Here is a 14,326-nt window from a genome sequence, read left to right as displayed (position 1 = left end):
CGAACGACAAATCCAATCGAGTCCGTGTTTGCGACGGTTCGTTTAAGAACCACGAAAAGTAAGCATGGTGGCAGTCGAAAAACGACACTGGCGATGGCTTATAAGCTGCTGGTAACCGCACAAAATAAATGGCGTCGATTGAGAGGCTACCGCCTTCTAGCGGATGTCATTGCAGGGATCGAATTCAAGGATGGAGAAAAAGTAACGTCGGATGATCAACAGGATGCTGCATGATCATGTCATACACCAGATTTGACTATAGCTCTGAAAGAGCACGATGAGTGCTTTTCATTATCACGGAACTTGCTGAGGTTGGTACGGAAAAACGATGCTCAAGTGTAGCTTTAGATTCTTCAGTCATATTCTTTTAAAACCATCGACTTCATGATTGTTTGATTCAGAGCATTTTTGACATGGAACGGGCCAACCGAATGGTTGTGTTTGGAAAAATAAAAAAATAATATCAATTGCTTATCAATAAACTATAAGGGGGTGCGATTGATATTTCTAGTAAAGTGAAATTCCGTGATTTACGTGATTAAGATTATTGGGGGTAATTTTTGGTTATTTTTTGTTCAGAATTCAGCTTGCGTTCATTTACGTTTGTTTACAATTCATTTCAGTTTTTGAATTAGAAGTCTTTTTTTGAAGTGAGTAAAGTATGAAAAAGTTACACAAAACTGTTTTGGCAACAACAATAGGATTATCTTGTTTTGGTGTTTATGCTGATAGCATTAAGCCAGAATCAAAAGTTGTACAGCCTGATGGATCTCCAATTGGGTTTAAATATAAAATTGGAACTCAATCCCCATACTCAAAGGAGCTTCGAAACATCCGGTTACCAGTTTATCCTGGAAGTAAAATTGTTGTCCTACCTGGTTTTGTGAATGAATCTGATAAGAGCCTTACGAATGGTGATGTTCAATTGGACGCAACAGGTAATGTTGAACTTACCCAAACTTCAGTTATGGTGGCAGATGTTGCACCTAAATCTGAAGGCAAAGCAGCTGAAGTGTTAAAATTAAAAATCCCGGAAGATTATGTTTGTGGGTTGCCAGGCGAAGTGGAGCCGATCAAGATTGATTTGACAGCTAGTGGACTGATTGATGGCAAAAAACATGTAATTGAAGAAGAAATCACCCGTTACATAGGTTTTCCTGATCCTATTCAGCTGGGCATAACAAATGATGGTTGGATGGGCACTAAAATGATTACGGATGATTTTGGAGTATTGAGTAAGCAAAAACTTTTTGAGCCAGAAATCACAGCAAACTTAAGAGTAGGATGGGTAGAAGCTGCTGATGGATCTAAATCCCGTCCAAAATCGATAAAAGGGCTAAAAGTAACATTGAGAACACCGACGGGTGAAAATATTGTATTACTTGATCGACTAGAGGATGATATTCCATTATCAGCTGGAAAGCTCTCAATGGCGTTTCCAATGAACGAGCAACAAAGAAAAGTATTTGCATCGAAATTAAATCATTTGGAGTTTGGTGAAGGCTTCCAAATCATATGGGAGACAAAGCAGGAAAAAATGTACGGTGTTGCGTCTTCGAGGATCGATACTGTTTCGTCATATATTTGCCCTGCAAAGCCAATCATTCATGATGCAATAAATCCATTAAAAGTTGTTGAAAATGAAGAGTTATCTTTTACTCCTAAGGTATACAATAATACGCTGTCAGAAGGCGAGACAACATATCAATGGTCATTAGTTCAAGCAAATGGGCTTGTAATTAATTTCAAGAATGATGAAAAAGAGCTTTCATTTACCGCGCCTGATGTATCAAAAGACACAATGGTAAAATTTAAAGTTGTTGCAGAAAACAATTTCGGAATGAAAACAGAAAAAACTTTTAATGTGGAAATTACGAATAAAGCTAAGCCAACAACCGGAACAGACACAACAACACCGGGGACAACTGAACCTGATACAACTCCAGATTCTACGGAGCCAGAAGTATCTACACCGCCAAAAACGGAGACAAAGCCAAAAGCAAAATCTTCTGGTGGCGATGGTGGCGGTGCAATCTTCTACTTGATTGCAGGTCTATTTGGTCTTCTTCAAATGAGAAGACGCTCATAATTCACAACTTAAAGGCTTCTTCGGAAGCCTTTTTTACTACGATAGATTGCTATATTTCTTCAACTTTTCTGTGTATTCGAACGGAACGCAACATATCCTCATCTACTGATGAGCGTACAATCGAGAATGACTCAATTGTCACCGAGCCATTCTTTTCATCGTTTAATCAGAAAACCGTGTCGCCGCTTTCATCTCTTTAACGAACTCACCCAAGTGCGAATATAAAGCTTGTTTATCATCTAAGTGATTTTCGATAATTTTCACGATGGCTGAACCACAAATTGCACCCGCAGCACCAGCTGCAATTGCTTGTTTGACATGCAGCGGTTGAGAAATACCAAATCCCAATAATGCCGGGGCTGCATGGTAGAGTTTTAATGTTTCAATCAGCTTGTTTTGCGGCAATGCGGCCTGTGTTTCCGTGCCTGTGACACCTGCTCGGCTGAGGAGGTATGTATAGCCACGTGTGCGTGTTGCAATCTCACGCACGGTATCATCATCTGCATTCGGTGGGGAGACGAAGATTGGGCTGACACCTGCTTCAACTGCGGCAATACGGAACGGTTTACTTTCATGTACAGGTACATCAGCAATGAGGACGGAATCAATACCTGCTTTTGCACAATCCTGATAAAACGGAGTGATCCCTTTTGCCATGACAAGATTGCTATAGAGCAATAGTCCGATTGGAATATTCTGATCATAATTGCGAATTCGTTGAATGAGTGCTAGGCAATCTTCTGGCGTCACTTGATGTTCTAAAGCACGAATATTGGCAGCTTGAATGGTTGGACCATCGGCAATCGGATCAGAAAATGGAAAGCCAAGCTCTAGCGCGTCAGCACCATTGTCGATCAGTGTTTTGACGATCTCAAATGAGGTGTCTAAGTCAGGATCGCCCAAGGTGACAAAAGGGACGAATGCACCTTCATTTTTTTCTGACAGTTGTTGAAATAAGCTATCGTAACGAGAGATCATGATGCATCGCTCCCTAAGTTATTGCTTCCGATGATGTTATAAACATGAGCTAAGTCTTTATCTCCACGGCCAGAAAGATTAATGCAGATGATCTGGTTATTGACTTCTTTGTCTAGTTTCAAGGCATAAGCGAGTGCATGGGACGACTCAAGTGCTGGGATGATCCCTTCATGTTTTGCAAGTGCTTGGAATGCATCAAGTGCCTCATCATCTGTAACGGCTTCGTAAGTTGCACGTCCTGTTTCTGCCAAGTGAGCATGTTGCGGACCAACGGCCGGGTAATCAAGGCCGGCCGAGACTGAGTATGATTCTTCAATCTGACCAACTTTATCTTGCATAATGAACGTATGCGCACCGTGTAATATCCCTTTTGTTCCTTTATTGATGGCCGCTCCATGTTCTGATGTTTGCAGTCCTTTCCCGGCTGGCTCCACGCCAACAAGGGCAACACTTTCTTCATCGATAAAATCAGCAAACATGCCTATTGCGTTGGAACCACCACCAACACAAGCGATAACAGTATCTGGCAAACGCCCTTCGTTTTCCAACACTTGTGCTTTGGCTTCTTCACCAATCATTTTTTGGAACTCGCGAACAAGAGACGGGAATGGGTGTGGCCCTGCTGCGGTACCCAATAGATAGTGACTGTCCTCGTATGTGGCTGACCAGTCACGCATGGCTTCATTTACTGCATCTTTGAGCGTCCCTGAACCTGCATGAACGGGGATCACTTCTGCGCCCATCAGCTTCATACGAAAGACATTCGGTTGTTGACGCTCGACGTCCTTTGCTCCCATATAAACGCGGCATTGTAGTCCAAGTAATGCACACGCGAGTGCAGTTGCAACACCGTGTTGGCCTGCACCAGTTTCTGCGATCACTTGCGATTTACCCATGCGCTTGGTCAATAGCGCTTGGCCAAGAACCTGATTGGTTTTATGTGCACCACCGTGCAATAGATCTTCTCTTTTGAGATAGATTTTGTTATTGCCAGTCCCTAGGTTTCTGCACAAGGTCAATGGGGTTGGCCTGCCTGCATATTCGTTCAATAATGTTTGAAACTCATCTTGAAAACTAGGGTCGACCATGGCATCCGAGAATGCCGCTTCTAATTGTTTGAGGGCAGGGACAAGTAGTTCAGGGACGAACATCCCGCCGAATTCTCCAAAATAAGCTGAGAGCTTAGACATGACTCACCTCACGGATACGATTAAAAGTCTGCATGAGTTTTTCTTCCGATTTTTGTCCTGGTGCATCCTCTACACCAGAGTTGATATCAAGTGCATATGTGTTGATGCGTACTGCATCCTGAATATTGTCAGCATTGAGTCCGCCAGCGAGGACTACGCGTTTCCGATCGACATGGTTCAGTAGTTGCCAGTTGAATGATTCTCCTGTGCCGCCAGACTGGCCTTTCTTTTGTGTGTCCAAGACCCATTTATCTGCCAGTGAGCTCATTTCGGGAAGGTGATCACCTTCAATACCGTAGGCTTTCCAGATTGCACAACCTTCTGGGAGAAGTGGGCGTAGCTGGGCCATATATTCGAGAGTTTCTTGACCATGGAGTTGAACTGCATCGAGTGAAAGTGTTTCTGCATAAGTCGCAACATGTTCTGGGGAATCATCACGAAACACACCGACAAATTTGAGTGGGGCAGCTTGTACGAGTGCTTTTGCTTGATCCAGAGTGATGCATCTTGGGGAGGCCGCAACAAAAATTAATCCACCATAAAGTGCACCTGCTTGATAAGCTAATTGCACATCTTTTTCTCGTGTCAGGCCACAGACTTTGTTGAGGCCAAACTTTAACTGGCGGCAAGATTCATCTAAGTTGTCTTGTGACATGAGTGAACTGCCAACAAGGTAGCCGTCTGCATGAGCGTTCAGCTCTGTAATTTGTTCACGTGTGTAAATACCAGACTCAGAAATGATTAACTGATCGGCTGGAGCCAGCTGGCGGAGTTCTTTTGTTCGGTCAATATCCGTAGATAAATCGCGTAGGTTTCGGTTATTAATTCCGATGATTTTCGCGTTTAATGCGAGTGCTCGGTGCATTTCTTCTTCCGTACTCACTTCTGTCAGAACATCCATCGCATATTCATCAGCAATTGAATGAAGTGTCTTGTAGGTTTCATCGTCTAAGACGCTTAGCATGAGTAAGATGGCGTCGGCACCAAAGTAACGCGCAACACGAACCTGATGTGGATCGATAAAGAAATCTTTACAAAGCACGGGTTGCGGAGCGTTATTCCTAACTAGGGGCAGGAAGTCAAAGCGGCCTTGAAAAAAGTGTTCATCCGTCAAAACCGAGATACAAGAGGCGTATTTTGCATAGGTTTGTGCAATTTCGACAGGATCGAAGTCGGCCCGGATCAGCCCTTTTGAAGGTGATGCCTTTTTGCATTCAAAGATGAACGAAGGCGTATTTGTACGGAGTGCGTGATCAAAATCCCGATCGCTTTTGCCCAATTCATGTTGAATATCGCTTTCAGGGAAGCGTTGATAGAGTGCTTCGACGTCCAAGCGTTTTTGTTCAATAATTCGTTCCAATACATTAGCCACGGACCACCTCAATAATGCGTGCTAAAGTTTGCATTCCATAGTTGGAGTCTAAAATTTCCTGACAAGTGCGATAACCTTCTTTTAAGGTATCTGCTTTGCCTGCGAGATAAAGAAGTGCTGCAACATTCACTGCGATTGCATCCCTTTGTGCTGGTGTGCCACGACCTTCTAACAAATCACGGGTGATCTGTGCATTTTGTTCAGGTTCTCCACCTTCTAATGCCGATAATGGGTGTTGCTGAGCACCAAAATCTTCAGGACGAAGCGTTTTTTCCAAGAGTGTATCACCATTGATTTCTACGACTGTCGTTTCACCATGCAATGCGATTTCATCAGTCCCAGACCCATGCACAACCATGGCGCGTTCCACTCCTAAATATTGGAGTGTTTTGGCGATGGGCAAGCATAGGGATGGATCGTACACGCCAAGGAGTTGATAGCTAGGCTTTGCTGGGTTCAGCAATGGGCCAAGGATATTAAAAATCGTTCTTGTTTTCAGGGCATTTCTAACAGGAACAGCATGCCGAACTCCACTGTGATATTGTGGTGCGAACAAGAAGGCCATTCCTGTCTCACGTAGAGATTCTGCTGCTTTATCTGGCGAAATATCGAGTGTGATCCCTAATGTTTCCATCAGATCAGCAGAGCCTGATTTTGAAGAAATACTGCGGTTGCCATGCTTTGCTATTTTAAGTCCTGCCGCTGCGGCAACGATTGCGACTGTTGAGGAGACGTTGAATGTGTTTGTTCCATCTCCGCCTGTTCCACAACTATCGCCAACTGGGAAGTCTAGCTCAGGGAAAGGTGTCGCATGCTGGCGAAACGCAAATGCAGCGCCTGCAATTTCTTCTGGTGTTTCGCCTTTGATTTTAAGCGCAGTTAAGGCTGAAGATAAAATAAGTGGATCGATGTTGCCTGACGCGACTTGGGAGAAAAAACCCTGGCTTTCCACCGTTGAAAGGGAAGTTCCAGCGTAGAGTTTATCAAGTATTGATTGTGGATTAGACATGGTCATCAGCTCCAAGTAAGTGGGTCAATGTTTGCTTGAGCAAGCGTGCTCCATGGGTTGTGAGTATGGATTCTGGGTGAAATTGAAAGCCAATGACAGGATCTGAGTGATGAGTGACTGCCATTGGAATATCCCCCACTGTTGCGATAATGTTTAAGCATTCAGGGACTTGGGTCGCAACTAATGAGTGGTACCTTGCGATCGAAGCCTGTTGCGGTAACCCTTCAAAAATCGGGTGTTCATTCATAGATAAGGAGGAAGTTTTTCCATGAATAGTTTCACCAGCATGCCCGACAATTCCTCCATAATGTTCAACAATCGCTTGATGTCCCAGGCAGATACCAAGAATTGGGAGTTGTCCTGCATATGTCTTCAACAGAACAGGCATATTGCCAGCTTCACTTGGTTTTCCAGGGCCTGGTGATAAAAGCAAAATTACATTGCCTGCGCCAATTTTTTCGATATGTGCCGCGATTGTTTCTACAGGAACATCATTACGAAAAATCGTGAGAGGATATCCCATACTACGGATTTCATCGACCAAGTTATAGGTGAAAGAGTCATAATTGTCGATCATGATAAGATGTGTCATCGATTACTCCTTACCTGTTTGTGCGTCAGCCATCGCTGCATGGACTGCATTGATCACTGCTTGTGCTTTATTGCGGCTCTCATCGGCTTCTGCTTGTGGATCAGAGTCAAATACAACACCAGCGCCTGCTTGAATGTATGCGGTTTTATTTCTCACAAATGCGCTGCGTATCACGATACAACTATCCATATCACCATTTCCATTTAAGTAGCCAACGGCACCGCCGTAACTGCCACGACGAGTTTTCTCTACTTGACGGATCAGTTGTGCAGCGCTGATTTTTGGTGCGCCAACAAGTGTCCCCATATTCATGCACGCTTGGTAAGCATGCAGCGCATCTAAGTCCTTGCGCAGTGTGCCTTTCACTCTTGATATCAGATGCATGACGTGGGAATAACGGTCAACTTTCATTAAAACGGGCACATGTCGAGAGCCTGGTTCAGAGATTCTGGCGATGTCATTTCTGGCCAGATCAACAAGCATCAGGTGCTCTGATTTTTCTTTGGTATCCTCTCTGAGTTCAAGTTCAATTCTGCTATCAATATCAGGCGTTTCACCTCGCTTACGTGTTCCTGCAATTGGGTAGACTTCTACATCACGTGTATTTGATTCAAACTTCAATGCAGACTCAGGGGAGGCTCCAAATAATTCAAAGTCCTTATCCTTCATAAAGAACATATATGGACTTGGGTTAATGGACTTTAAGTGGCTATAGGCTTTGAGCGCATCGTGACAGGGAAGTAAAAAACTACGCGAAGGCACAACCTGAAAAATATCTCCATCAACAATGTGTTTCTTGAGAGACTCAACCTGTTGGCAGAATGCTTCGTCACTGACACTCACTTGAGGCTTTGCAGGTGTTGAATTTTCTGTCGATTGAGGTTGTGATGGTTGAGCGGTGAATGCGTTAATTTGTTTTTGTAGCTCTTCTAGGCGCCGACCAACCGCAAAACAATTCGCGAAGGCATCTTTGCCGTTGAAAATATTGCCAGTCAATGTTGCGCTGCGATCTGTATGATCAACGACTAGCAGTGTTTCAGCAACGTAAAATACATAATCTGGACAAGTATTGTCCCCCATAGGAACATCTGGCAGATTCTCAAAATTTGCTAGCATGTCATAGGCAAAGACTCCGCCAATAAATAATGAAAAAGGATTCTCTTGTGGAGACTGGATGCTGTGGATTAGATCGCGAAGAACCGTGAATGCATTATCAGCTTTTAGTCTTGAATCTTCATCTGTAACCTGATCAGAAGCAGTAAAAGTGACAGAGCACAGCCTTTGATGAGGAAAGTGAATATTGGCCTTCGGCTGAAGCTGCTCTATGAGATAGCGAAGCAGTGTTTCGCCATTTTCAGAGTGTGCTTCGATTTGAACGGTGTTTCCCAAGCATTCCATTCGAAGTGCTGCATCGATGAGCAGCATGCTTTTTAAATCGCACTTACTGTCTATCTCTGAAGATTCAAGTAGCAGATGATGCGACCCAGTGCAGACCTGACGAAAGACATCGACTAGGTTTTCTGGGTATTTTGTGGCAAGTGAGATGCTGCTCACTTCACCGGGAGTTGTATCAATGTGACTGAAAATCATATCCTTCAAGCCTTTTACAAACCATTTTTTGAATCATTGAATAATGATGCCATAGCTGGGTTTTGCCCCTTTTTTAGTAACGTACTTGATGTGCCAGGTTGCATAAAAATCAATAAAGTACCTATTTTGGTGAATTTCGGGTATAAAAAAAGCCCGACTCAAAGAGTACGGGCTTTTAAAAATTTTGTACGCAAAAGCCCGTTACGAGACGGACCACCACCAACGCATTGCTACAACAGTGAACTGCTGTGTTTGTGAGATTTTGAACAATTGCGTTGGAGTCATAAATTATATTCTTAATACTATAATTGAGCCTACACTAGAACAGAAAGCATAGTCCGTTGTCAAGTCCTTTGTTCTGTAGATTCTTCAGAGGTTGACTCTGGATCGGGCTCTTCCGCGAGTTTTTCCCACGCTTTGGTTTTAAAGCTTAACAACAATATAACCAGCGCAATGCCAATACTAAATACGGTGATTTGTCCAAATAAATTGGGCATCTCTTCGACATTTTCTGGGTCGAAGTTGCCTGCCAATAAACCTGCAATGATGCTGCCAATTGAGTAAGTCAGGACAAATACCCCCATCATTTGTCCATTAAAACGCTTGGGTGACAAGCGACTGACAGCACTGAGGGCAACAGGACTGAGGCACAACTCTCCAACGGTGTGCAGAAAATAAGTTGTCACGAGCCAATACGGCGCAACTTTTAAACCAGAAGCTGCGAATTGTGCTGCGAAGAACATCACAATAAAGCCACTGGCCATGATGATCAGACCAATGGCACACTTCATGCCATAAGTCGGGTTCCACATGCTCTTACCAAGGTTGATCCACATCGCCGCAAAAAAAGGAGACAGAATGATGATGAATAATGAATTGGTAAATTGAAACCATGCTGTTGGAATCGAAAATTCGTTAATCATCCTATCGGTATAATCCCTGGCAAATAAATTGAGCGAAGAGCCTGCTTGTTCAAATCCGGACCAGAAACAAGCAGATGCAATGCACACTAAAAAAAGAGCGCCTAGACGTTTTTTTTCGTTAGAGGTCAGCTCACCAAGGAAGTAAACAGAGGCATAGTAAAGGCAGAAAATTATAGTGAATGCGATCGCTGTATATTCGGCTATAGCGATTGGGTTGATCTGCAACACGCCTATATAAATCATCGCTGTGACGAAAGTCAGAAGTCCTAAGAATGCGAATACACCCACCCAAGTCAATTTGGCCGCTTTGGGGCTTAACTTGGACTCAGGTTCGCTTCCGACGTTGTTCAGTTTTGCCAGTGTCATACGATATTGGGCAAGTCCAAATCCCATACCGATCGCTGCTGCCCCGAAAGCATAGTGCCAGCCAACATGTTCGGCCAAATAACCACAAACAAGGTAGCCAACAAAAGCACCAATATTAATTCCCATATAATACAGTGCATAGCCTCCATCAATGCGCTCATCGCCAGGCTTGTATAGTTGCCCGACCATGGCGCCGATATTGGGTTTCAGTAAACCTGTGCCGAGGATCACAAGGATCAAACCAATAAAGAAAGTTTTATCATTGGGAATTGCAAGTACGATATGACCAGACATGATGATGATACCGCCATACCAAACGGCACGTTGACCCCCAATGAGTCTGTCAGAGAGCCAGCCACCTGGTAATGCCATAAAATAAACGGAACCTGTGTACAATCCGTAAATGGCTGTCGCGATGGCAACGGTCATGCCAAGCCCACCATCTTGCAATGATTCAGTCATAAAGAGGACGAGCAATGCACGCATCCCGTAGTAGCTCATTCTTTCCCACATTTCGGTAAAAAATAATGTGGTCAGCCCTGCGGGGTGCCCATAAAAAGATTTATCTTGTTCTTCTGTAATATCAGTCACTGTGATCTTCATCCATAAAATTTAAAGGTAAGGGTCTGTTAATCTTTCATTAATGTCGCTGCTGGCGGCTATTTTTTCGCGATATAAGGCTGGATGGAGCGTAGAGTAGTCACTCTACATGAGCGACTGACAACGCAATAGCGCGTAAAAATAGCCCCAGCCCGAAGGGTTACGGCTGAAAAAGCCTCACTCTTTGTTGCTCGTCGTTCATTTGGAATGACCAAACTTCTCTCCTCGCGCCGTAATTGATGCTTTTTCAGCGGTAACAGCGTGCATTTCTGAAAGATTAACAGACCCTAATAAACAATAGCTTATTTCACGAGGAGTAGGAGGATCGTCATAATGAGAGAAATAAGCGCCTATGGGTAGGCGCTGAAAAGAAGGAATCAAGTTGATTTATTGTTTAACGCCATTCAATACAAGCGTCATTTTTGTTCCATTGCTGGTGTAGCCGACAGCGGTTGATGTGAACGAAGAATAATCATCGCTAAAGTCAATCTCAACTGTATAGTTTTTTGCATCTAAATCAGCATTCATGATGACACGACAAGCAAGACCAGAGCATCCTTGGAAGTCTGTATTGACATAAATAGCTGGGTCACCATCACCAGAAGTGAGTGTTGCCTTGCCCATTGCATCTAAAGTGCCTGTTGCTGATTGATTGAAAGAAACGCCTGTCGCAACTGCATGCCAAGTAGTGAGACCAAGAAAGTTCACAGATGCGTTAAAGTCACCCAATACAATATCATCTTCACCACCCATTGTAATTGCGCCGGTACTTGTGTTGATATCAATTTCAATGGTGCCTGACTCAACGCCTGAAGGGTTTGGATTGACATTGATTGTTTTATTGATAGTAGAGCTGTAAATATCTGTTAATCCGCTATCGGCCGAGATTTTATAAGTATCCGCAGAAGCGAGGGGGGATAGAATCAATGAAGCCAGTGCAGTAACACCAATCGTTTTGAGTGTAGCGCTCATTTGTTTTTCCTTTGTCATCTTAGGATAAATGGTTAGAACATAAAACGATGTGTCAACGAGAAGTTCAAACACACGTTTTAAATCGAATGTATTTTCAACGATTTATAAAGAGATTTCACCGACCTTTCGTATTGATTATATTCATATTTTTTACTGTTTTATCTATTTCAGAATGATAACGTTTATCTGACAGAATAATGAAAGGTCATTGTTTTGAATGAGCGATAAAAGGATGGGTTATTCGTTATTACCCCTTATTTTTACGATACAATCGCGCAATATTGTGAATTTTTGTGTGGATGAGTACACAAGAGGGCTAGGAAAAAAGATAAATTCAGTATCCTACTTTTGACTTCATCCTTATTCGCAGATAATTGTATGCATAGTACAAAAAGGTGCTTAGAAAAATGTTGATTATGTTACCGGGGATGGATGGTACAGGTGAGCTGTTTGCGCCATTTTTGAAAGAATTGCCTGCAAATATCCCTTTTCAGGTGATCCCACTTCACGCGCAATTGAATTATCTGCAACAAGTCGTTCATATAGCAGATGAAATTGGTGAGAAAGAAGTAATACTATTGGTAGAATCTTATTCTGGAATGCTTGGTTACCTGCTATGTCAAAATGGAGCATTGAAAATTAAGCATGTGATTTTTGTGGCTAGTTTTTTACGATGTTCTTCACAGTTAGCAAGGTTAGCGAATTATCTCCCTTTAGGTTTAGTAAAAAAGCGACTTCTTCCTGATAGGTTTATTGGGCCATTGCTATTTCATCATTGGACACCTGAACTTGTTTCATTATTATATCGAGCCTTAGGTATGGTCGAGGTGAGTACAATAAATATCAGGCTGAATGAGGTTGCTCAACTTTCCCCACCGACATTAAAGGTAAGTATTCCATGTACAGTAATGAGTGCGAAACATGATTGTCTTGTACATGCTCCAATATCGGACTTTGAATCGGTGTTTTCTATCGTCCACCATGAGAGCATTGATGGTGGTCACTTTCTGCTTCAATCGAATCCCAAACAATGTTGGGAAGTAATTTACCAAGTGATTGAAACTCATTTGTGAGAGTCGAATAAAAAAGCCACTCATTGATACAAATGGCTTTTGTTGAAACCGATTGCGTTGGAGGTGTCCTTATTTAATAAACGATCACTTTGAACTCTCTGACAGAAGACCAAGCTGTTACACGTTCACTCATCCAGCGTGTTGGTGCACGGCGTTTAATGGTTTGAATACCTGTCGGTAGATTTTTCGCATAATTGTGCCACTTAGAGCCGCTATTGACTCGTGCGAGCCGAATTTGGAAAGTCCAATACGGGCTGATCCCTTGGCTAAACCGTGCATCAAATTTTGGCATTGTGGCAGCGAGTACTTCGCCAAAGCCGGCTTCGACTTTTGCACCTGGGTGTTGTCTTGTGTAAATCACATCGCCATCGACTTTTGATTCTTGCTGTATCTGATTGCTATAAAGGTAATTTGCCATATTTGGACTACTGGCAAGAACATCATGGAATGCGGGATTTGAACTCTCTGTACTGTATTCTGGTGAAAGCTTAACATCAGACGCTGTCATTATGAGGCTCTCTGCTGGGATTAAACAATCTTTTTGTTCATTCAATTGAATGTGGAACACGGATCCGTATTGCTCCAAAATTTTACCTTGCTCACCTTGTTTTGCTTCACAAGCGCATGATTCATAGGTGCAATCAACGGCAAGTTGTACACCAGATTCATTTGCTGCAACATTGAATGCTGTGATGGTTAGTCCAGCAAGAAGTGATATTGATAATTTTTTCATTTTGCTTCCTCAATTCGAGTATGTCAGAGGTTGGGGGGAACAATGATGTGGGAGATCAAAAAAGCTCACCATATGTACCTAAAATAAATACTAACGAGAGCGACGATTCCTGTGAAGGGCGAATGACAGTTTTGAATTCAAAAAAAGAAATAAAGCTGATTTAACTCAGAAGGTTAATTGTTTTTTATGGCTTAAGTTTGATAAGGTGTTTCACTGATTTACATCGGATGTCTGACTTTGTTACAGTCCTTGAGAGGTGATTTTGTTTTTCATTTTAACGTTTTCACAAACAATGACTTTTTGCTTGAATACGATCACAATACCATACAAATAAGACGCAGATTATTTATTCATAACGATGTTTTTTCAAAAACCAATTCAACTCAAAGCACGGGCTCGTGGTTTTCACTTGATCACGGATGAGGTGATCGCGGCCGTTCCTGAGCTAAAAGAGTTTTCTATTGGACTGGCACATATCTTTATTCAACATACATCCGCATCATTGACGATTAATGAGAATGCAGATCCCACCGTGCGTGCTGATATGGAATCACATATGACACGCTCTGTGCCAGAAGATATTTTCCTGTATACCCATGACTATGAGGGCGAAGATGATATGCCTGCCCATATCAAAGCCAGTTTACTTGGGAATAGCGTGACGGTTCCAGTGACTCAGGGACGATTGAACTTGGGGACGTGGCAAGGCATTTATTTGGGAGAACATCGAAATCATGGTGGGCCAAGAAGGATTGTGGTGACGATCCAGGGTGAAGGTTATTATACGACACCAGAACATCAATAAACACAGTTGAGATTTAACCCACAAAAACAGCTGA

12 protein-coding genes and 1 pseudogene are annotated in these 14,326 nt (G+C 42.9%); 4 read left to right on the top strand and 9 right to left on the bottom strand.

Features of this window, described 5'->3' with window-relative positions; all coding sequences use genetic code 11:
* Positions 1-234 (top strand): annotated as a pseudogene (locus tag C505_RS24520) (IS256 family transposase); the annotation flags it as partial.
* Between the two features lie 427 nt (positions 235-661).
* Positions 662-2,089 carry a hypothetical protein gene (locus C505_RS0103460; RefSeq protein WP_018691194.1) on the top strand — a complete coding sequence of 476 codons (1,428 nt, stop codon included), beginning with the start codon at positions 662-664 and terminating at the stop codon, positions 2,087-2,089.
* A gap of 162 nt (positions 2,090-2,251) precedes the next feature.
* Here C505_RS0103460 and trpA read toward each other — a convergent pair whose 3' ends face one another.
* From trpA to C505_RS0103420, 8 genes are all read right to left on the bottom strand, one after another.
* The gene (gene trpA, locus C505_RS0103455; RefSeq protein WP_018691193.1) at positions 2,252-3,067 is read right to left on the bottom strand and encodes a tryptophan synthase subunit alpha; all 816 of its coding nucleotides are present in this window, start codon (positions 3,065-3,067) and stop codon (positions 2,252-2,254) included.
* Entirely contained in the window at positions 3,064-4,257 is a 1,194-nt protein-coding gene (gene trpB, locus C505_RS0103450) for a tryptophan synthase subunit beta (protein ID WP_018691192.1), read from the bottom strand. The genes trpA and trpB overlap by 4 nt, the downstream gene beginning before the upstream one ends.
* Positions 4,250-5,629 carry a bifunctional indole-3-glycerol-phosphate synthase TrpC/phosphoribosylanthranilate isomerase TrpF gene (gene trpCF, locus C505_RS0103445; protein ID WP_018691191.1) on the bottom strand — a complete coding sequence of 460 codons (1,380 nt, stop codon included), beginning with the start codon at positions 5,627-5,629 and terminating at the stop codon, positions 4,250-4,252. Before trpCF ends, trpB begins: the two co-directional genes overlap by 8 nt.
* On the bottom strand, positions 5,622-6,638 hold the full coding sequence (gene trpD, locus C505_RS0103440; protein ID WP_018691190.1) for an anthranilate phosphoribosyltransferase: 1,017 nt from the start codon (positions 6,636-6,638) through the stop codon (positions 5,622-5,624). The genes trpCF and trpD overlap by 8 nt, the downstream gene beginning before the upstream one ends.
* The gene (locus C505_RS0103435; RefSeq protein WP_018691189.1) at positions 6,631-7,230 is read right to left on the bottom strand and encodes an aminodeoxychorismate/anthranilate synthase component II; all 600 of its coding nucleotides are present in this window, start codon (positions 7,228-7,230) and stop codon (positions 6,631-6,633) included. The genes trpD and C505_RS0103435 overlap by 8 nt, the downstream gene beginning before the upstream one ends.
* A 3-nt stretch (positions 7,231-7,233) precedes the next feature.
* Positions 7,234-8,820 carry an anthranilate synthase component 1 gene (locus C505_RS0103430; RefSeq protein ID WP_018691188.1) on the bottom strand — a complete coding sequence of 529 codons (1,587 nt, stop codon included), beginning with the start codon at positions 8,818-8,820 and terminating at the stop codon, positions 7,234-7,236.
* Between the two features lie 344 nt (positions 8,821-9,164).
* Complete coding sequence (locus C505_RS0103425) at positions 9,165-10,712, bottom strand: peptide MFS transporter (RefSeq protein WP_018691187.1); 1,548 nt, start codon at positions 10,710-10,712, stop codon at positions 9,165-9,167.
* A gap of 384 nt (positions 10,713-11,096) precedes the next feature.
* Positions 11,097-11,681, bottom strand: a complete 585-nt coding sequence (locus C505_RS0103420) for a hypothetical protein (RefSeq protein WP_157368762.1) — start codon at positions 11,679-11,681, stop codon at positions 11,097-11,099.
* Between the two features lie 407 nt (positions 11,682-12,088).
* On the opposite strand from C505_RS0103420, the gene C505_RS0103415 reads away from it, so the two are divergent.
* Complete coding sequence (locus tag C505_RS0103415) at positions 12,089-12,754, top strand: alpha/beta fold hydrolase (protein ID WP_018691185.1); 666 nt, start codon at positions 12,089-12,091, stop codon at positions 12,752-12,754.
* 73 nt (positions 12,755-12,827) lie between these two features.
* Here the strand turns inward: C505_RS0103415 and C505_RS0103410 are convergent, their stop codons facing one another.
* On the bottom strand, positions 12,828-13,487 hold the full coding sequence (locus C505_RS0103410; RefSeq protein ID WP_018691184.1) for a hypothetical protein: 660 nt from the start codon (positions 13,485-13,487) through the stop codon (positions 12,828-12,830).
* A gap of 358 nt (positions 13,488-13,845) precedes the next feature.
* On the opposite strand from C505_RS0103410, the gene C505_RS0103405 reads away from it, so the two are divergent.
* Positions 13,846-14,292, top strand: coding sequence for a secondary thiamine-phosphate synthase enzyme YjbQ (locus C505_RS0103405; RefSeq protein ID WP_018691183.1), 447 nt, complete (start codon positions 13,846-13,848; stop codon positions 14,290-14,292).
* The last annotated feature ends 34 nt before the right edge of the window (positions 14,293-14,326 follow it).

This window comes from Algicola sagamiensis DSM 14643 (assembly GCF_000374485.1).
Classification (GTDB): domain Bacteria; phylum Pseudomonadota; class Gammaproteobacteria; order Enterobacterales; family Alteromonadaceae; genus Algicola; species Algicola sagamiensis.
This window is presented reverse-complemented; position numbering and strand designations above follow the sequence as displayed.

What these genes read in the sequence shown, in the direction of transcription:
- C505_RS0103460 (WP_018691194.1), top strand. Translation starts at nt 662, where the DNA reads ATGAAAAAGTTACACAAAACTGTTTTGGCAACAACAATAGGATTATCT.
- trpA (WP_018691193.1), bottom strand. Translation starts at nt 3,067, where the DNA reads ATGATCTCTCGTTACGATAGCTTATTTCAACAACTGTCAGAAAAAAAT.
- trpB (WP_018691192.1), bottom strand. Translation starts at nt 4,257, where the DNA reads ATGTCTAAGCTCTCAGCTTATTTTGGAGAATTCGGCGGGATGTTCGTC.
- trpD (WP_018691190.1), bottom strand. Translation starts at nt 6,638, where the DNA reads ATGTCTAATCCACAATCAATACTTGATAAACTCTACGCTGGAACTTCC.
- C505_RS0103435 (WP_018691189.1), bottom strand. Translation starts at nt 7,230, where the DNA reads ATGACACATCTTATCATGATCGACAATTATGACTCTTTCACCTATAAC.
- C505_RS0103430 (WP_018691188.1), bottom strand. Translation starts at nt 8,820, where the DNA reads ATGATTTTCAGTCACATTGATACAACTCCCGGTGAAGTGAGCAGCATC.
- C505_RS0103425 (WP_018691187.1), bottom strand. Translation starts at nt 10,712, where the DNA reads ATGAAGATCACAGTGACTGATATTACAGAAGAACAAGATAAATCTTTT.
- C505_RS0103420 (WP_157368762.1), bottom strand. Translation starts at nt 11,681, where the DNA reads ATGAGCGCTACACTCAAAACGATTGGTGTTACTGCACTGGCTTCATTG.
- C505_RS0103415 (WP_018691185.1), top strand. Translation starts at nt 12,089, where the DNA reads ATGTTGATTATGTTACCGGGGATGGATGGTACAGGTGAGCTGTTTGCG.
- C505_RS0103410 (WP_018691184.1), bottom strand. Translation starts at nt 13,487, where the DNA reads ATGAAAAAATTATCAATATCACTTCTTGCTGGACTAACCATCACAGCA.
- C505_RS0103405 (WP_018691183.1), top strand. Translation starts at nt 13,846, where the DNA reads ATGTTTTTTCAAAAACCAATTCAACTCAAAGCACGGGCTCGTGGTTTT.